Consider the following 17242-nt stretch of genomic DNA (forward strand, 5'->3'; position numbering starts at 1 on the left):
TCTGCCGCACGCTGAGCGCCGCGCCGCCGCGCGAGTCGCCGTCAGTCTTGGTCAGGATGATGCCGGTCAGTGGCAGCGCTTCCTTGAAAGCCTTCGCGGTGTTGATGGCGTCCTGGCCCTGCATGGCATCCACCACAAACAGGGTCTCAACCGGATTGAGGGCAGCATGCAGGGCCTTGATCTCGGCCATCAGCGCTTCATCAATCGCCAGACGGCCGGCGGTATCGACCAAGAGCACATCGAAGAAGTGTTTACGCGCATAGTCGAGCGCGGCCAGTGCAATGTCCACAGGTTTCTGCTCGGCGGTGCTCGGAAACCATTCGGCGCCGGCCTGTTTGGTCACCGTCTTGAGCTGCTCGATGGCGGCTGGCCGGTACACGTCGCCGGAGACGGTCAGCACCTTCTTCTTGCGCTTTTCGATCAGGTGTTTGGCCAGCTTGGCGGTGGTGGTGGTTTTACCCGCACCCTGCAGGCCGGCCATCAGGATCACTGCGGGCGGCTGGGCTGCCAGATTGATGTCGCTGACGCCTTCGCCCATGGTCGCGGCCAGCTCGCGGTTGACGATGCTGACCAGCACCTGGCCGGGTGACAGTGAACTCATGACTTCCTGGCCCAGCGCCTTGTCCTTGACGCGGGCGATGAAGTCGCGCACCACCGGCAGGGCCACGTCGGCTTCCAGCAAGGCCATGCGCACCTCGCGCAGCATGTCCTGCACATTGGATTCGGTGATGCGGGCCTGGCCGCGCATCTCCTTGACGAGGCGGGAAAGTTTGTCGGTGAGGGCTGAGGCCATGGTCAGGCTCCACAACTGGAGCTAAAAGGAGGTGAAAGAAGGGCTCGGCGTGCAACGCAGAAGCTAAACTGTAGCCATGATTTTAACTTTGAGCGCCTGGTGGGGTCTGGCCGCAGCCATCGGTGCTGCGCTGGCCTATGCCATTCTGGCGCTCGCTGCGCCGCGTCTGGGCGCTGCCGGCACACGCGGCGTGTTGTTTGTGGCCTGGCTGTTGCACGCCCTGGCGCTGGCCGAAGGCCTGGTCGGCAGTCCGCCGCGTTTCGGTTTTGCGCCGGCCCTGTCCATGACGGTCTGGCTGGTCCTGAGTGTCTATGCTGTGGAAAGCCGCCTTTTCCCGCAACTGAAGGCGCGCTGGGCGCTGGCTGGTCTGGGCAGTGCTGCCGTGCTGATGGCGCTGGTGTTTCCCGGCACGGGTTACCCGCGCATCGCTTCGCCCTGGTTGCCGCTGCACTGGGCGCTGGGCATTGCGTCTTACGGCCTGTTTGCGGCGGCGGTGGTCCATGGCTGGTTGATGAACCGCTCCGAGCGCTCCATTCGCCTGGCGGCCCAGCCGGACAGCGGTGTGCCGCTGCTCACCCTGGAGCGGCTGACCTTTCGCTTTGTGCAGGCCGGATTTGTGTTGCTGACCGCCACCTTGCTGGTAGGCTGGTTATTTGCCGAAACGCTGTATGGGCCGGTGCGGGCCGGACAGTGGAGTCATAAAACAGTGTTCTCCGTGCTGGCGTGGATCACCTTCGCGGGTTTGCTGGCCGGGCGCGCCCGCCTGGGCTGGCGCGGGCGTCAGGCGGTAGGAGTGCTCTATCTGGGCTCAGGCCTGTTGCTGCTCGGTTATGCGGGTTCGCGCTTTGTACTTGAAGTCATTTTGAAACGCGCATGAAATACCTCATTGTCTTCGCGGTCGTGCTGGTGGGCATCTGGTTCTGGCGCAACAACCGGCGTGCCGAGTTGCGCGACAAGTCAGCGCCCCGTCCTGGGGCCACTGCCTTGCCCGAGCCGACTGAAATAGTTGCCTGCGCTGTCTGCGCCGTGCACCTGCCGCGCGCAGAAGCCTTGCCCGGTGGCCAGGGTGTGTATTGCAGCGACGCCCACAGGCGCCAGGCCGAGGGTTGAGGATGGCGGATATGCCGGGAAATCCGCCATGAAAAAAACCATACCGGATGCCGAGAGCTCCTGGTTTGGGTCCCTGGGCACAGCGCCGCACCACCAGGACGTTGAATCGGGCAAAGAGTCTTTTGGCCGCTTGTGGCGCGCCTTCATGGCAGCGCGCGTGACCATAGCAAGCGTGCTGCTGGTGTTGCAGGCGACTATTTATGCCTTGGGACAACCGGTTGGCAGGGGCATGGCGGCGCTGTGTCTGGTCTATTTTTTTGCCACGGTAGTGGTCCGCATTTGGGCGCGGCCGAAGACACCGGGTAGCACATTTGATGCGCAATGGATATCCACCGTAGGTGTCGATGTGCTGGCGTTTTCAGCCCTGAACCTTCTGCAGTCAGGCGCCATCAACTACACAGCGCTGTTTGCCCTGCCGGTGTTGCTGGCTTCTGTGATGGGGCCCATTTTGCTGGCTTTGGGTACCGCTGCCAGCGTAACGCTGTTGCTGCTGGCTGACGCCTGGTGGGCGTCACTGAATTCTCAGGGCGACTTCACAGGTCGCTTTTTGCAGGCTGGCCTGAGCGGCTCAGGTTTCTTTGTGGTGGCGCTGCTGGCCAACCAGCTGGCCCTTCGGCTGTCGCGCGAAGAACGGCGAGCGCTGAGCAGCCAGTCCGCCGCACGCATGCAGATCCAGGTCAATGAACTGGTGATCGACACACTGGCCGATGGGGTTCTGGTGGTCGATACCAACGGCGTGGTGCGTGCGGCCAATCCTGCGTCCATGCGTTTGCTGGCAGCAGAGGGCATCATCCGCAGCGCACCGTTTGTGCTGGCCTCCGAGGTCGCCTGGCAGCCGCTGACAGAGCTCGCGCACTTGACGTTCGAGCTGCGTGTGCAGCAGCAGGCCGAGGTGAGTCTGGAGTACCCAGCGCGCCATGCCCGGCGGCTGCAGGTGCGTACCCGTCTGGCGGCCTCGCGTGACGGCTCGCGTGAAAGCCTGTGTGTGATGTTTCTGGAGGATCTGCGGGAAATGGAAGCGCGGGTGCGCACCGAAAAAATGGCAGCCATGGGCCGCATGTCGGCTGCGGTCGCGCACGAAATCCGCAACCCGCTGGCCGCCATCACCCAGGCCAACGCACTGCTGGAAGAGGATCTGCACGACCCCGCACAGCGGCAGCTGACCGGCATGGTCCGGCAGAACGCGCAGCGTCTGGCCCGGATTGTTGATGAAATCCTGAATATAGCGCGGGTGCAGGAGCAGGCGCCTCAGGTGCAGACCCGCGCCGTGTTGCTGGACGAGACCGCACGACAGGTGTGTTCGGACTGGGCGCGGCAAAACGCAGCAGAGGCGCAGTTGCGTGTGCAGTTGCGTGCGGGCCGCGCCAGCGTGCTGTTTGAGGCAGAACACCTGCGGCGCCTGATCGTCAACCTGCTGGACAACGCCCTGCGTTATGCCAGCCGGGCAGCTGGGGCGATTGAGCTCACGACAGAAATTTCTGCGTCCGGACAAGTCCGCCTGTCGATCTGGAGCGACGGGCAACCGCTGGAAAAGACGGTGCAGTCGCACCTGTTTGAGCCTTTTTTCTCTTCAGAAAGCCGTTCCAGTGGCCTGGGTCTGTACATTTGCAGGGAGTTGTGCGAACGCCATGGCGCCCTTATTGGTTACCAGCGGCTCGCACACCAGGCTATCGACGGCAATACTTTTTTTATCACCTTCAGGTCTGCCGCCGTGGGCGTGGAGCTGGGTGCAACCGTGGCACCTGTTGACGGGACAACGGCCACGCTGGATCGAGGACAGGCATGAGTAATCCGAATCAGGCGCAGATACTGGTGATTGACGACGAGCCGGACCTGCGGACACTCTACGAACTGACACTGCTGCGTGAAGGTTATCGGGTCGAGGCGGCGGGCGACCTTGCGCAGGCGCGCGCCCAACTCAGGGACAGACAGTTTGACGCGGTGATCACCGACATGCGGCTGCCAGACGGACTGGGGCTGGAACTGTTGCGGGAGATGGTGATCCAGCAACGGTCCGAGCGATGCGTGGTCATCACCGCGCATGGTTCTGCGGAAAACGCGGTGGAGGCACTCAAGGCCGGTGCGTTCGATTACCTCACCAAGCCGGTGGACCTCAAGCAATTTCGCAGCGTGGTGGCGTCCGCCATCCAGGGACCGGCCCACACAATGACAGCCAGCGGCACCGAACGCGGCCGATCCGACACCGACCCGGCCCTTCCCGTCGGCCGTGTCCCCCGGGCCGGGGGCGCAGCGTCAACCCTGCAGCGTCTGGTGGGTGAGTCGGCCGTGATGCAGGCCGTCAAGACCCGTATTGTCAAGGTGGCGGGAAGCATGGCCCCGGTGCTGATACAGGGCGAATCGGGTACCGGCAAGGAACTGGTGGCGCGTGCGGTACATGACTGCAGCCACCGTGCTGCCGGGCCGTTTGTGGCCGTCAATTGCAGTGCCATTCCCGAGAACCTGCTGGAAGCGGAATTTTTTGGCGCACGCAAGGGGGCTTACACAGGCTCGGCGCAAGATCGCGTGGGCTACTTCCAGGCGGCCAAGGGGGGTACGCTGTTTCTTGACGAGATTGGCGATTTGCCTCTGGCCATGCAGTCGAAGTTATTGCGCGCCATCCAGGAGCGGGTGGTCAGGCCCCTGGGCTCTGCGCAGGAAGATACCGTGGATGTCCGTGTTGTCAGCGCCACCCACAAGGATCTGGGAGCGGCGGTGGCCAGCGGCGTATTTCGCCAGGACCTGTATTACCGGCTCAACGTCATTGAAATCAGCCTGCCGCCGCTGCGCGAGCGCCGCGAAGATCTACCCGCACTGTGCGAAGACCTGATGGGCCGCATTTGCCGCGAATCGGGCCTTCGGGTGCCTGAGATTTCCGCGCAGGTGCTGGCCAGTTTGCAGGTCCATCCCTTCCAGGGCAATGTGCGTGAGCTGGAGAACATCCTGCACCGCGCCGTGGCCCTGGGTGAGGACGGTGACCTGCACCTGGAGTCGCCCGCAGCCGAATACGTGGCGGTACCCGGGAATCTGCAGGCATTTCTCGATGGGCAGGAGCGCAGCATTTTGTGCAAAGTGCTGCAGGAGACCGGTTTTAACCGTACCGCCGCGGCGGCCAAACTCGGCATCAGCCTGCGCCAGATCAGGTACCGCATCGCCCGGCTGAACATTGTCACCCCGCACAGCGATGACGTCGCGGATGACGCCCTCTAGTCCCGCCGCCGCACCGACCTTGTGGCAGCAGGGCTGGTACCGTTATGCCAGGGCGCTGGTGTCGCCGAATTTCGGCTTGCGGCCGGTGGCGGCCATCATCGATCTGATCGTCATCCACTCGATCAGCTTGCCGCCTGGAGAATTTGGCAACCAGCAGGTGCAGCGGCTGTTTACCAATAAACTGGACTGGGATGCACACCCCTATTTCCAGAGCTTGCGGGGGCTGCAGGTTTCTTCTCATTTTTTTATTGCCCGCTCCGGCGAGTTGTGGCAATTCGTCAGTTGCGACCAGCGTGCCTGGCACGCAGGCCAATCCAGCTACCGGGGCCGGCTTGACTGCAACGACGACTCCATAGGCATTGAGCTCGAGGGGCTGGAGGGGGGCATTTTTGAACCTGCCCAATACGAAACATTGGGCAGCGTCTGCGCGGCACTGCTCAGCCACTACCCGATTGCGCACCTGGCGGGGCATGAGCACATTGCCAGTGGCCGCAAGTTTGACCCGGGCAAGGGCTTTGACTGGTCGGCATTGAGGGCTTCGCTCGGATTGCCGACTAAGTGTTTTCCCGCAAGCCCCTGACAAGAGCACACCGGCTAAACCCCATTCAGGTGCGCTGCCCATCGGGAAGCCTGGCGCGCTGCACGACCGCCCCTTGCCTCGCAAGCCCCGTCCATCACGGCTTTCACGGGCGACTCAACGCATCAAGCCGCTTTTGCCTGAGGTGGCAGCGACGGTCCAGACAGGTGCATTTTTCACAGCAGAAAATAGCGACAAAAAGTAAGCCGGACGTGACGCAAAGGCTGGGGCTCGATACACTACAGGTAGTGCTTGAATTCACTCCAGACCCTAGGTATAGTGTCTAAGCCCTGTTTCAGGGGTGTTGTCAGGCGCCCATCAACGCAAGAAAATGAAGCCGATTACAGACTCGCCCAGGCCCACCCACAACCCGCCCAGATTGCAGTGTGCGGTTCAGGCAAGCTGGGCAGGCCCGCTGCCCTGAATGACACCCGACAGACCCAACAACAAGCATAACGAGGAAGTCCATGCAAACAGCCCAACATGCCACCATCACGACCGCCAACCTGGCTGCGGCGCACATGCCCGCAGGCGGCAGCGCCCAGGTCAATCCCTTGACCCACTACCAGATCATCCGCCGCAACGGGTCGGTGGTTCCTTTTGAGCCCAACAAGATCGCCATTGCGATGATGAAGGCCTTTCTGGCGGTGCACGGCACACAGGGCGCGGCGTCGGCCAGCGTGCGCGAGACCGTGGATGAGTTGACGCAGGCGGTCATGCGCGCACTGATGCGCTCGCGGCCTGGTGGCGGTACCTTCCATATAGAAGACGTGCAGGACCACGTCGAGTTGGGCCTGATGCGTGGTGGCCACCACGAGATTGCCCGTGCCTATGTGCTCTACCGGGAAAAACGCACGCAAGAGCGCGCACGCCAGCCGCAAACACCGGCTGCCCAGGCGCCACAGCTGCACGTACTTGATGGCGGTACAAAGGTCACCCTGGACATCGCCAGGCTGCAGGCTCTGATTGAAGCCTCCTGCGCTGGCCTGGGTGCCGAGGTCAAGCCTGATCCCATCGTTCTTGAAACCATGCGCAACCTGTACGACGGTGTGCCTATCGACGAGGTGTACAAGGCGTCCATTCTGGCGGCCCGTACCCTGATCGAAAAAGACCCCGACTACACCTACGCCACAGCGCGCCTGCTGCTGCACACCATCCGCCGCGAGGTGCTCGGTGAGGAAGTGACCCAGGAAGACATGGGCACGCGGTACGCCGAGTATTTCCCCCAGTTCATCGCCAAGGGTGTGCAAAACGAACTGCTCGATGAAAGACTGCAGCAGTTTGACCTGGAGCGCCTGGGCGCCGCGCTCAAGCCCGAGCGCGACCTGAAATTTGACTACCTCGGTCTGCAGACGCTGTTTGACCGCTACTTCCTGCACGTGCGCAAGCAGCGCATCGAGCTGCCGCAGGCATTTTTCATGCGAGTGGCCATGGGCCTGTCGCTCGACGAAATCGACCGCGAAGCACGCGCCATCGAGATCTACGCGATCATGTCCTCGTTCGACTTCATGTCGAGCACACCGACGCTGTTCAACGCCGGCACGCTGCGCTCGCAGCTGTCGTCCTGCTACCTGACCACGGTGGCCGACGACCTGGGCGGCATTTATGACGCCATCAAGGAAAACGCGCTGCTGTCCAAGTTCGCCGGCGGCCTGGGCAACGACTGGACGCCGGTGCGTGCGCTTGGCGCGCACATCAAGGGCACCAATGGCGAGTCGCAAGGCGTGGTGCCTTTCCTGAAGGTCGTCAACGACACCGCTGTCGCGGTCAACCAGGGCGGCAAACGCAAGGGCGCGGTCTGCGCCTACCTGGAAACCTGGCACCTGGACATCGAGGAATTCCTGGAGCTGCGCAAAAACACCGGCGACGACCGCCGCCGCACGCATGACATGAACACCGCCAACTGGATTCCCGATCTGTTCATGCGCCGCGTCATGGAAAAAGGCAGCTGGACACTGTTCTCGCCATCGGACACACCCGACCTGCACGACAAGTTCGGCGTCGAGTTCGAAAAAGCCTATGTTGCCTACGAAGCCAAAGCCGAGCGCGGCGAGATCAAACCTTCGCGCAAGCTGCAGGCGATTGACATGTGGCGCAAGATGCTCTCGATGCTGTTCGAGACCGGCCATCCCTGGATCACCTTCAAAGATGCCTGCAACGTGCGTTCGCCCCAGCAGCACGTGGGCGTGGTGCACTCGTCCAATCTGTGCACCGAGATCACCCTCAACACCAGCGACACAGAAACTGCGGTCTGCAACCTTGGCTCCGTGAATCTGGTTCAGCACCTGAAAGACGGCGCGGTTGATCACGACAAATTGAAGAAGACCATCACCACGGCCATGCGCATGCTGGACAACGTGATCGACATCAACTACTACGCAGTCAAGAAGGCCCGCGACTCCAACATGCGCCACCGTCCTGTCGGGCTGGGCATCATGGGCTTTCAGGACTGCCTGTACGAACTGCGCATTCCTTATGCCTCCGACGCCGCCGTCGATTTTGCCGACAAGTCCATGGAAGCAGTGTGTTACCACGCCTACTGGGCCTCCACCGAGCTGGCCAAAGAGCGCGGCAAATACACCAGCTACAAAGGCTCGCTGTGGGACCAGGGCATCCTGCCGCTGGACACACTGGACCTGCTTGCCAAACAACGCGGCGGTTATCTGGAAGTGGACCGTTCCGCCACGCTGGACTGGGATGCGCTGCGCAAGAAGATCACCAAAGACGGCATGCGCAACTCCAACTGCGTGGCCATCGCCCCAACTGCCACCATCTCCAACATCATCGGTGTCGACGCCTGCATTGAGCCCTGCTTTGGCAATCTCTCCGTCAAGTCCAACCTGTCCGGCGAGTTCACCGTCATCAACCATTACCTGGTGCGTGACCTCAAGCGCCTGGGCCTCTGGGATGACGTGATGGTGGTGGACCTCAAGCACTTTGACGGCTCGTTGCGTCCCATCGACCGTGTGCCGCAGGACATCAAGGCGTTGTACGCCACAGCGTTTGAAGTTGATGCGACCTGGCTGGTTGAGGCCGCATCGCGGCGCCAGAAGTGGATTGACCAGGCGCAGTCGCTCAACATCTACATGGCAGGCGCGTCCGGCAAAAAGCTCGGTGACACCTACAAACTCGCATGGCTGCGCGGCCTGAAGACGACGTATTACCTGCGCACCATGAGCGCTACACACGCAGAAAAATCCACCGTGAAAGCCGGCAAGATGAACGCGGTGGCATCGGGAAATACCAGTGACACCGGCAGCATGAATGCACTTGATGCCGCTGCCGCCACAGCGCAGGCGCAGATGGATGCATCACCTGCGACCGACATCAAGTTCTGTGCGATTGATGATCCGGGTTGTGAGGCCTGCCAATAACAACATGAATCGCGGCGCCAAAAAAACGACGTCCGATTCGATGTAATTGAGCAACACAAATTTATAGCGATGTGAATGAACACTTTTCATTTTGTATCGCTGCTTTCATAATCCAACTTATTGGAAACATCTATGTTGACCTGGGACGAAGAAGCTAAACCATCGTTGCAAAAATCTTTGACAAGCGGCTTGCCTGAAGGCCGCGTGATGGAGCTTCCGCCTCTTTCTTTGCAAGCACAAGTTGCACCACGCAAACTTGATGACGCTGCCCTCACGGCAGCGGACGCCCGCCCGCTTGCAGCGGCGCCAGCGCCCAGCGCGCACCGCGTCAAGGCAGCAGACAAACGCATCATCAACGGCCAGACGGACGTCAACCAGCTGGTGCCTTTCAAGTACAAATGGGCCTGGGAAAAATACCTGGCCAGTTGTGCCAATCACTGGATGCCGCAAGAGGTCAACATGACGCGCGACATCGCGCTCTGGAAAGACCCGAACGGCCTGACCGAAGACGAGCGCCGCCTGGTCAAGCGCAACCTGGGTTTCTTTGTCACCGCCGATTCGCTGGCTGCCAACAACATTGTGCTCGGCACCTATCGTCATATCACCGCACCAGAGTGCCGCCAGTTTCTGTTGCGCCAGGCCTTTGAAGAAGCGATTCACACCCACGCCTACCAGTACATCACCGAGTCGCTGGGCCTGGATGAAAGCGAAATTTTCAACGCCTACAACGAAGTGCAGTCGATCCGGGACAAGGACCAGTTCCTGATTCCTTTCATCGACGCCATTTCGGACCCGAACTTCAAGACCGGCACCCAGGAAGCGGACCAGACCCTGCTCAAGTCGCTGATCGTGTTTGCCTGCCTGATGGAAGGCCTGTTCTTCTATGTCGGCTTCACCCAGATTCTGGCGCTGGGCCGGCAGAACAAGATGACAGGCGCCGCCGAGCAGTACCAGTACATCCTGCGCGACGAGTCCATGCACTGCAACTTCGGCATCGACCTGATCAACCAGCTCAAGCTGGAAAATCCACTGCTCTGGACAGCCGATTTCAAGGCAGAGATCAAGGACCTGTTCATGAAAGCGGTTGAGCTGGAGTACCGCTATGCCGAAGACACCATGCCGCGTGGCGTGCTGGGCCTGAACGCCTCCATGTTCAAGGGCTATTTGCGCTACATCGCCAACCGCCGGGCCACACAGATTGGTCTGGAGACGCTGTTTCCCAATGAGGAAAACCCGTTTCCCTGGATGAGCGAGATGATTGACCTGAAAAAAGAGCGTAACTTTTTTGAAACCCGTGTGATCGAGTACCAGTCCGGTGGTGCCCTTTCCTGGGACTGACCCGCACAGACAGAACCAATGATTGACAGACTTGCAATGACCAGTGACAGCGCCGCAGAGTGCGCGCTGGGCGTTGCTCCCGTGTTCGCGGCGCTGGGCCCGGTTCGCCGACAGCCCAACGCCGTGAATCGCTTCGCGTACTCCAAACGTGAAGTGCTCTTTGCAATGTGATCAAGGAGAAAACTATGGCAACTGCGAAAAAACCTGCGGCTAAAAAAGCTGCTCCGAAGAAAGCCCCTGCTAAAAAAGTAGCGGCTAAAAAAGCCCCGGCCAAAAAAGCGCCAGCGAAAAAAGTAGCAGCTAAAAAAGCTCCTGCGAAAAAAGCGCCAGCGAAAAAAGCCCCGGCGAAAAAAGTAGCGGCCAAAAAGCCAGCTGCGAAAAAAGCAGCAGCTAAAAAGCCTGCGGCCAAGAAGGTAGCCAAGAAAGTAGCGAAAAAAGCGCCAGCGAAGAAAGCTGCTGCGAAGAAACCCGCTGCCAAAAAGCCTGCCGCCAAGAAAGCAGCGAAAAAACCCGCTGCGAAGAAAGCCGCGAAAAAACCCGCTGCCAAAGCACCTGCTGCTCCGGCTGCCCCTGCGGCTCAGACTACTCTGAACCCGCAAGCCGCTTGGCCGTTTCCAACAGCCAGCAAGCCGTAAGCAACAAGGTACTTTTGCTCAAAGCCCGACATCGCAAGATGTCGGGCTTTTTTATTGCGCGCCGCAGACCCGTGGTTTGCTATACATACGATAGCTGATTGCGCATGACCTTAAAGGGCTAGAGGCCCGTTTGGTCTGAAGTCAGGGTGTAGTTCTGACCGCCCCGGAAGGCGATCTTGTGGGCACCCACACGGTTGCCCAGCTCGGCACAACGCGCCAGCGACCAGCCTTTTTCCAGCCCGAACAGCAGTGCACCGCGAAATGCATCGCCGCAGCCGGTGGGGTCTACCACCTCCTTGGCCAGCACCGGGGCGACCAGCGATTTTTCCCCGGCCACCCAGACTTCGCAGCCTAGCGCACCCAGCGTCACCACCAGGCCTTCGACTTGCCGCGAGATATCGGCGCAAGACAGCCCCGTGCGGTCACAGAGCAGTTTGGCTTCGTAGTCGTTGACGGTGACCCAGGACGCCAGCTCGATGAAGTGCGCCAGGTCCTTGCCGTCAAACATCGGCAGGCCCTGACCCGGATCGAACACAAAAGGGATACCGGCCGCCTTGAACTGTTCTGCGTGTTGCAGCATGGCGTCGCGCCCGTCCGGCGAAATGATCCCGATGCGTATGTCTTCGCGCGCTGCAATCTTTGTGGTGTGGGCCTGCCCCATGGCGCCAGGGTGAAAAGCCGTGATCTGGTTGTTGTCCCGGTCCGTCATGATCATGGCTTGGGCGGTGTAGCTGTCCGGCACCTCGCGGATAAATTCAGAGCTGATGCCCAAGGTGTTCAGGCGCGCCACATACTCGGCGCCATCGCTGCCCACCGTGGCCATTGGCAGGGGGGTGCCGCCCAGCTGCTGCAGGCTATAGGCGATGTTGCCTGCACAGCCCCCAAATTCTCGGCGCAGCGCCGGCACCAGGAAAGACACATTGAGGATGTGCAACTGGTCGGGCAGGATTTGTTCGGCAAAGCGGCCCTCAAACGTCATGATGGTGTCAAAGGCCAGGGAACCACAAATTACAGCAGGCATCGATATCTCTATTCAGTCAAGGGTAAAAAGCCAAAACCCGGTAACCGGCAATCCTGAGGGGACTGTCGGTTTGGGGGCTGGGGACGGAAGCGGAAGGTGCAGCAGCGGCCGCCGTTGCGGCGGGCTTCTGGACAGTGAGGGAAAGTACGCCCGAAAATTCGGAACCGGCTGCCAGCGTGCTGGCGCTTGCGCCCAGATCGACCGGCGTGATGACGCGCCGAATCAGGGCGTGATCCTGGGTGTCGGTCAGCGTCAACTCCAGTGCAGGCATTGCCAGCGCTACGGTGCCGATGTTCCTGATCACTACCTTCAGGCGGTAGGCGTCAGGGCCCAGCTTGTTGAATGAAGAGCTGTCGATGACGATGGACTCGATGTGTTGCGGTGGACTGATTTCACAGTGCAGAACGCGGCACAGGGTCTGCAATCCGGGACTGAGCCACGGCTGCGTCGTGGCCAGGGTGCTTCTCTGCACGAAGGCGATTTGAAGCAGCAGGATGGCCAGCAAAACCAGTGCGACCGATGCCAGCGCCAGACGCATCAAAGGACGGCGCCAGAAGGCGTCGCGTCTGGCGTCACGGACAAATGACACCTGCTCGGTCAGGCTGTCTTGCGATGTTTCGGATTCGCTGAACGGCTCTTCCTGGCCTCGCCTGCCATGTTCTCCGTGGGCGGTTGGAAAGCCGGCTGAGTATTCGGCAGGCTCGGGGTTGACCGAAGCGGCAAATACCTCAGCCGCAAGGTCCGCTGGCAGCGAGACCTGGACCTCAGGCACAAAAGGCCTGGGTACGGGAGCTTTCTCTTCTTCTGGCAACACACTTGTCCCAGCCGCGGGGGGCAGGTCGCTGACAGCCGGTTCAGTCATCACCTCATGCGGCGCGCCAGCACCAGGCGATGGGCTGGCAGGCAGTTCGGGGGCAAAAGGCTGCAAATGGGCCGCCGCGTCGAAAACCTCCGAGCAGTGCCCGCAACGCACCCAACCCTGGGAAATCTTCAGTTGGTCAGCCACGACTTTGAACATCGTGCCGCAGGCAGAACAGCGCGTAATCAGGCTCATCTAGGGTTCGTTCAGAAATAGCTTGTACATTTTGCGCGCCAGCTTCGGGCGCTCTGCATTGTTGCGACTCGCTTGTGTGGTCTGGCCACACGGCACTCTCCGCGCCTGGCAGCGCCTCCCGAATCCGACGGCCAAATGCACCACCTATTCCCGACCGGACCCGGCGCTGTATTGTACGGGGCGGGACGCCGCACCTGGCCCGGTCAAAGCCGTGCGGTCATCAGTATCCAGCCGTCTTCCTGGTCCGTCACCTGAAGCTGGCAATACGGCGCGTAGGCCGCTGTGAGTTCGTCGGCCTGGCGGTCCAGAATGCCGGCCAGCACCAGTGTGCCCCCGGGGGCGACACGCGCACACAGCAGCGGCGCCAGAACCTTCAGCGGGGTGGCCAGAATATTGGCGAGCACTGTCTGGTACAAGCCATCTGCTTTGTCGGGCAATCCGGCATTCAGGCGTACATGATTGGCCTCGGCATTGGCCAGGGTGGACTGAACCGCAGCCTCGTCAATGTCGAGAGCGTCGATGGCCGATGCACCGAACTTGGCGGCGCCTATGGCCAGAATGCCGGAGCCACAACCGTAGTCGAGCACGCGTCCGAGCGATTTGCCGACCACGCCCGAATTCAGTAACGAGCCCCCCCGGGCAAGTTCAGTCCCTTCTTTTGGTGAAAGGGGCAGCGAGTCGCCGGAGGCTCGCGCAGGAGAGCCGTTTGCAGCGATCCAGCGCAGGCACATGCGTGTGGTGGGATGGGTTCCGGTACCAAAGGCCAGCCCCGGGTCCAGCCGTATCAGCTGCCGGGCCTGCTCAGGCGGCTGGTGCCAGGTCGGCACAATCCAGAATTCGGGCGTGATCTCGACCGGCGCGAACTGCGATTGCGTCAGCCGCACCCAGTCCTGCTCGGGCACGCTCTGCAGGGCGATCACCTGACAGCCGGCAAAAAAGTCCTGAGCGGCCAGCACGGTGGCCGCATCACGCGCAGCGGCTTCGCTGGAAAAATGGGCGACCACGCGCGAACGCTCCCAGCCGGCTTTCGGCGGCGGCATGCCGGGCTCGCCAAACAGCGCCTGCTCGGCGGGTGTCTGGGCGTCGGCATCTTCCACCGACACGCTGAGCGCGTCGAGCGCATCCAGCGCTTCGCTCAGGGCTTCAACCTGGGCAACCGGGGCCAGCAAGATCAGTTCAAACATGGTTCATTGCCTCACGAGATTGTCGACGCCGACAACAGGTTCAATTCAAGCCGGGGCTGCGGATCCGGCTTCACCGGTCCGCAGGCGCAGCGCCACCCCGGGGGGCAGCGAACCACACGACGTGGAGAGCGTCGGGGCTATGTGACCGCTCAGCGGTCACGTTTTGACAGCCACTCTTCAAGGTAGTGGATGTTGGTACCACCGTCCATGAACTTGGCATCGACCATCAGCTCGCGGTGCAGCGCAATGTTGGTGTTGATGCCTTCGACCACGGTTTCGGCCAATGCAGTGCGCATGCGGGCCAGCGCCTGCTCGCGCGTGTCACCGTGCACAATGATTTTTCCGATCATCGAGTCGTAATTGGGCGGCACAAAATAGTTGGCGTAGATGTGCGAATCAACCCGCACGCCCGGGCCACCCGGTGTGTGCCAGGTGGTGATGCGCCCTGGCGAGGGCACAAATTTATACGGGTCCTCGGCGTTGATGCGGCATTCGATCGCGTGGCCCTTGATCTGGATCTGGCGCTGGGTAAACGGCAGTTTTTCGCCAGCTGCGACCTCAATTTGGGTTTTGACGATGTCAATGCCAGTCACCCATTCGGTCACCGGGTGCTCCACCTGCACACGGGTATTCATCTCGATGAAGTAGAACTCACCGTTTTCGTAGAGGAACTCGAAGGTTCCCGCGCCCCGGTAACCGATCTTTTTGACTGCCGCCACGCAACGTTCGCCAATTCTTTCGATCAGCTTGCGCGGCACACCGGGGGCCGGCGCCTCTTCAATGACTTTCTGGTGCCGGCGCTGCATCGAACAATCACGCTCGCCCAGCCAGACCGCGTTTTTATGCTGGTCCGCCAGAATCTGGATTTCAATATGGCGCGGGTTCTGCAGGAATTTCTCCATGTAGACCTCGGGGTTGCCAAATGCGGCCCCGGCTTCGGCCTTGGTCGTCTGCACTGCATGGATCAATGCCGCCTCGGTGTGTACCACCCGCATGCCGCGCCCGCCGCCGCCACCAGCCGCCTTGATGATGACCGGGTAACCGACCTGCCTGGCCGTGCGCTTGATCACCACCGGGTCATCCGGCAAGGCGCCTTCGGAGCCTGGCACACAAGGCACGCCAGCCTTGATCATGGTTTGTTTGGCCGACACCTTGTCGCCCATGATGCGAATCGACTCAGGGGTCGGGCCTATGAATTTGAAGCCGCTTTTTTCCACACGTTCTGCAAAGTCAGCGTTCTCGCTCAGAAAGCCATAGCCTGGGTGAATCGCCTCGGCGTCTGTCACCTCGGCGGCCGAGATGATCGCGGGCATGTTGAGGTAACTCAGCGCGGAAGGGGCCGGGCCTATGCAGACCGATTCATCGGCCAGCTTGATATATTTGGCCTCGCGGTCGGCCTCGGAATAAACCATCACCGCCTTGACGCCGAGCTCCCGGCAGGCGCGCTGGATACGCAGTGCAATCTCGCCGCGGTTGGCGATCAGTATCTTTTTGAACATGTATCAATCACTCGATCATGAACATCGGCTGTCCGTATTCCACCGCCTGACCGTTCTCACAAAGAATGCGGGTGATGGTGCCCGACTTGTCAGCCTCGATTTCATTGAGAATCTTCATCGCCTCAATGATGCAGATGGTTTCGCCCTCTCTGACCTGGCTGCCGATCTCCACAAACGCCTTGGCGCCCGGGCTGGCCGACCGGTAGAAGGTGCCGACCATGGGCGACTTGACCGCATGGCCTGCAGGCGCGGCGGCAGGCTCGGCAGCGGCAGGCACCGCGACAGCCAGTGGCGCGGCAACGGGTGCGGCCACCATGGCCGGTGCTGCTTGCTGCATCACCATGGGCACACCGCCCGATTTCACGATACGCACCTTGCCTTCGGCCTCGGTGATTTCAAGCTCGGAGACATTGGACTCCGAGACAAGGTCGATCAGGGTCTTGAGTTTTCTTAAATCCATGGGGAGCTCCAACGACAGTAGACGGACCAAGGCTCGGCGGGGCGATTTGTACCTAAGCTCCGCGTTTTACACCTTTTAGTGCCTGAAAATCTCTTAAATTTTTAAATCCGGCGACACGCCGGGTCAGGAAAGGGCGAAGTCTACCTTATCCCCATGCCTTTTTGCGGAGAAACCGCGGGAATGCCGGCGCCAGGCAGTCAAACAGGCGACGAGAAGGCTGCACAACGCTATAAAGTCAAGCAAAATTCAACAAAAATATCTAAATTGCTGTTAATTTTGATTATTAAGACAAAAAATGATCTTTGAACAATGGACTTGAAAAGCTCTCAAGTGAGCTGTGCCCACTGCGCCAGATCCTCGGAAGAAACCTGGCCGCTTTTCCGGTGCAGCAGTTGCCCGGAAGCCCCGAACACCACGGTGAACGGCAGGCCGCCAGCCAGATTGCCCAGTGATTTGCTGAGCTCGGTCCCCTGCAAGCCGGCCATGACCACCGGAAAACCCAGGGGTTTGCGCTGCAGCCAGGTCCGTACCGCACTCGGCTGATCGACCGCCAACCCCAGCACCTGCCATTTCCGGTCCCGGTTCTCGGTGTGGAACCGGTCAATCAGCGGCAGTTCTTCCACGCAGGGCGGGCACCAGGTGGCCCAGAAATTGACCAGCAGGGGTTTGCCGGAAAAACTCGCCAGCGCCAGGCTGGCACCGTCGGGCGTGTCAAAGGATTGCGCCCAGAACGGGTCGCGCGTTGCGCCCTCCCCGCTCGCGGCGACGGGTGCGCCATGCGGCTGAAACTGCCACCAGGCCACGCCCGCGCCGGCGAGATCGGCGGCCGCTGCAGTGCCGCCCAACTTCAGCTGCCTGCGGTTCATGAATGGGGCTCCTGGCTGGTCATGAGCAATTTTTGCACATCGGCCAGGTCCCCACGCGGCTTGCGGCCTTTGGCATCGGGCCGCAGTGCACCCCGCAGGTGGTCGTGGTCGTACACCATCAGAT

Annotated in this window: 15 protein-coding genes; 8 read left to right on the forward strand and 7 right to left on the reverse strand. The window is 60.9% G+C overall.

Going from position 1 to position 17242, the window contains the following annotated elements; all coding sequences use genetic code 11:
• The coding region (locus Q8L50_RS04905; protein WP_305347543.1) for a signal recognition particle protein at window positions 1-793 on the reverse strand (793 nt) is incomplete at its 3' end.
• 76 nt (window positions 794-869) lie between these two features.
• On the opposite strand from Q8L50_RS04905, the gene Q8L50_RS04910 reads away from it, so the two are divergent.
• The 8 genes from Q8L50_RS04910 (at window position 870) to Q8L50_RS04945 (ending at window position 11034) form a co-directional block, all read left to right on the forward strand.
• Entirely contained in the window at window positions 870-1670 is an 801-nt protein-coding gene (locus Q8L50_RS04910; protein ID WP_305347544.1) for an inner membrane protein YpjD, read from the forward strand.
• Window positions 1667-1903 (forward strand): PP0621 family protein, encoded by a 237-nt coding sequence (locus tag Q8L50_RS04915; RefSeq protein ID WP_305347545.1) that lies wholly within the window; start codon window positions 1667-1669, stop codon window positions 1901-1903. Before Q8L50_RS04910 ends, Q8L50_RS04915 begins: the two co-directional genes overlap by 4 nt.
• Window positions 1904-1931: 28 nt before the next feature.
• Window positions 1932-3689, forward strand: a complete 1758-nt coding sequence (locus Q8L50_RS04920) for a PAS domain-containing sensor histidine kinase (protein WP_305347546.1) — start codon at window positions 1932-1934, stop codon at window positions 3687-3689.
• The gene (locus tag Q8L50_RS04925) at window positions 3686-5110 is read left to right on the forward strand and encodes a sigma-54 dependent transcriptional regulator (RefSeq protein WP_305347547.1); all 1425 of its coding nucleotides are present in this window, start codon (window positions 3686-3688) and stop codon (window positions 5108-5110) included. The genes Q8L50_RS04920 and Q8L50_RS04925 overlap by 4 nt, the downstream gene beginning before the upstream one ends.
• Window positions 5097-5690 (forward strand): 1,6-anhydro-N-acetylmuramyl-L-alanine amidase AmpD, encoded by a 594-nt coding sequence (gene ampD, locus Q8L50_RS04930; RefSeq protein WP_305347548.1) that lies wholly within the window; start codon window positions 5097-5099, stop codon window positions 5688-5690. Before Q8L50_RS04925 ends, ampD begins: the two co-directional genes overlap by 14 nt.
• Window positions 5691-6154: 464 nt before the next feature.
• On the forward strand, window positions 6155-9061 hold the full coding sequence (locus tag Q8L50_RS04935; RefSeq protein WP_305347549.1) for a ribonucleoside-diphosphate reductase subunit alpha: 2907 nt from the start codon (window positions 6155-6157) through the stop codon (window positions 9059-9061).
• Between the two features lie 132 nt (window positions 9062-9193).
• Window positions 9194-10399, forward strand: a complete 1206-nt coding sequence (locus Q8L50_RS04940) for a ribonucleotide-diphosphate reductase subunit beta (protein ID WP_305347550.1) — start codon at window positions 9194-9196, stop codon at window positions 10397-10399.
• 185 nt (window positions 10400-10584) lie between these two features.
• Complete coding sequence (locus tag Q8L50_RS04945; protein ID WP_305347551.1) at window positions 10585-11034, forward strand: histone H1-like DNA-binding protein; 450 nt, start codon at window positions 10585-10587, stop codon at window positions 11032-11034.
• A gap of 118 nt (window positions 11035-11152) precedes the next feature.
• On the opposite strand, the gene Q8L50_RS04950 is transcribed toward Q8L50_RS04945, so the two are convergent.
• The 6 genes from Q8L50_RS04950 to Q8L50_RS04975 all read right to left on the reverse strand — a co-directional run bounded on the left by Q8L50_RS04950 (window position 11153) and on the right by Q8L50_RS04975 (window position 17118).
• Complete coding sequence (locus Q8L50_RS04950) at window positions 11153-12055, reverse strand: carbohydrate kinase family protein (RefSeq protein WP_305347552.1); 903 nt, start codon at window positions 12053-12055, stop codon at window positions 11153-11155.
• A gap of 16 nt (window positions 12056-12071) precedes the next feature.
• Window positions 12072-13109: a DUF3426 domain-containing protein gene (locus Q8L50_RS04955; protein WP_305347553.1), complete on the reverse strand. Its 1038-nt coding sequence runs from the start codon at window positions 13107-13109 to the stop codon at window positions 12072-12074.
• Between the two features lie 203 nt (window positions 13110-13312).
• A complete protein-coding gene (locus Q8L50_RS04960) occupies window positions 13313-14293 on the reverse strand; it encodes a 50S ribosomal protein L11 methyltransferase (protein ID WP_305347554.1) in 981 nt (326 codons plus the stop codon).
• 149 nt (window positions 14294-14442) lie between these two features.
• Entirely contained in the window at window positions 14443-15792 is a 1350-nt protein-coding gene (gene accC, locus Q8L50_RS04965; RefSeq protein WP_305347555.1) for an acetyl-CoA carboxylase biotin carboxylase subunit, read from the reverse strand.
• A gap of 7 nt (window positions 15793-15799) precedes the next feature.
• Entirely contained in the window at window positions 15800-16252 is a 453-nt protein-coding gene (gene accB / locus Q8L50_RS04970; RefSeq protein ID WP_305347556.1) for an acetyl-CoA carboxylase biotin carboxyl carrier protein, read from the reverse strand.
• Window positions 16253-16578: 326 nt separating this feature from the next.
• Window positions 16579-17118, reverse strand: coding sequence for a TlpA disulfide reductase family protein (locus Q8L50_RS04975; protein WP_305347557.1), 540 nt, complete (start codon window positions 17116-17118; stop codon window positions 16579-16581).
• Window positions 17119-17242 lie beyond the last annotated feature (124 nt).

It is taken from the genome of Polaromonas sp. (assembly GCF_030680935.1).
In the GTDB taxonomy this organism is placed as follows: Bacteria; Pseudomonadota; Gammaproteobacteria; order Burkholderiales; family Burkholderiaceae_C; genus Polaromonas.

Excerpts from the sequence above, each read along its gene's own strand:
- Q8L50_RS04910 (WP_305347544.1), top strand. The coding sequence starts at position 870 with ATGATTTTAACTTTGAGCGCCTGGTGGGGTCTGGCCGCAGCCATCGGT.
- Q8L50_RS04915 (WP_305347545.1), top strand. The coding sequence starts at position 1,667 with ATGAAATACCTCATTGTCTTCGCGGTCGTGCTGGTGGGCATCTGGTTC.
- Q8L50_RS04920 (WP_305347546.1), top strand. The coding sequence starts at position 1,932 with ATGAAAAAAACCATACCGGATGCCGAGAGCTCCTGGTTTGGGTCCCTG.
- Q8L50_RS04925 (WP_305347547.1), top strand. The coding sequence starts at position 3,686 with ATGAGTAATCCGAATCAGGCGCAGATACTGGTGATTGACGACGAGCCG.
- ampD (WP_305347548.1), top strand. The coding sequence starts at position 5,097 with ATGACGCCCTCTAGTCCCGCCGCCGCACCGACCTTGTGGCAGCAGGGC.
- Q8L50_RS04935 (WP_305347549.1), top strand. The coding sequence starts at position 6,155 with ATGCAAACAGCCCAACATGCCACCATCACGACCGCCAACCTGGCTGCG.
- Q8L50_RS04940 (WP_305347550.1), top strand. The coding sequence starts at position 9,194 with ATGTTGACCTGGGACGAAGAAGCTAAACCATCGTTGCAAAAATCTTTG.
- Q8L50_RS04945 (WP_305347551.1), top strand. The coding sequence starts at position 10,585 with ATGGCAACTGCGAAAAAACCTGCGGCTAAAAAAGCTGCTCCGAAGAAA.
- Q8L50_RS04950 (WP_305347552.1), bottom strand. The coding sequence starts at position 12,055 with ATGCCTGCTGTAATTTGTGGTTCCCTGGCCTTTGACACCATCATGACG.
- Q8L50_RS04955 (WP_305347553.1), bottom strand. The coding sequence starts at position 13,109 with ATGAGCCTGATTACGCGCTGTTCTGCCTGCGGCACGATGTTCAAAGTC.
- Q8L50_RS04960 (WP_305347554.1), bottom strand. The coding sequence starts at position 14,293 with ATGTTTGAACTGATCTTGCTGGCCCCGGTTGCCCAGGTTGAAGCCCTG.
- accC (WP_305347555.1), bottom strand. The coding sequence starts at position 15,792 with ATGTTCAAAAAGATACTGATCGCCAACCGCGGCGAGATTGCACTGCGT.
- accB (WP_305347556.1), bottom strand. The coding sequence starts at position 16,252 with ATGGATTTAAGAAAACTCAAGACCCTGATCGACCTTGTCTCGGAGTCC.
- Q8L50_RS04975 (WP_305347557.1), bottom strand. The coding sequence starts at position 17,118 with ATGAACCGCAGGCAGCTGAAGTTGGGCGGCACTGCAGCGGCCGCCGAT.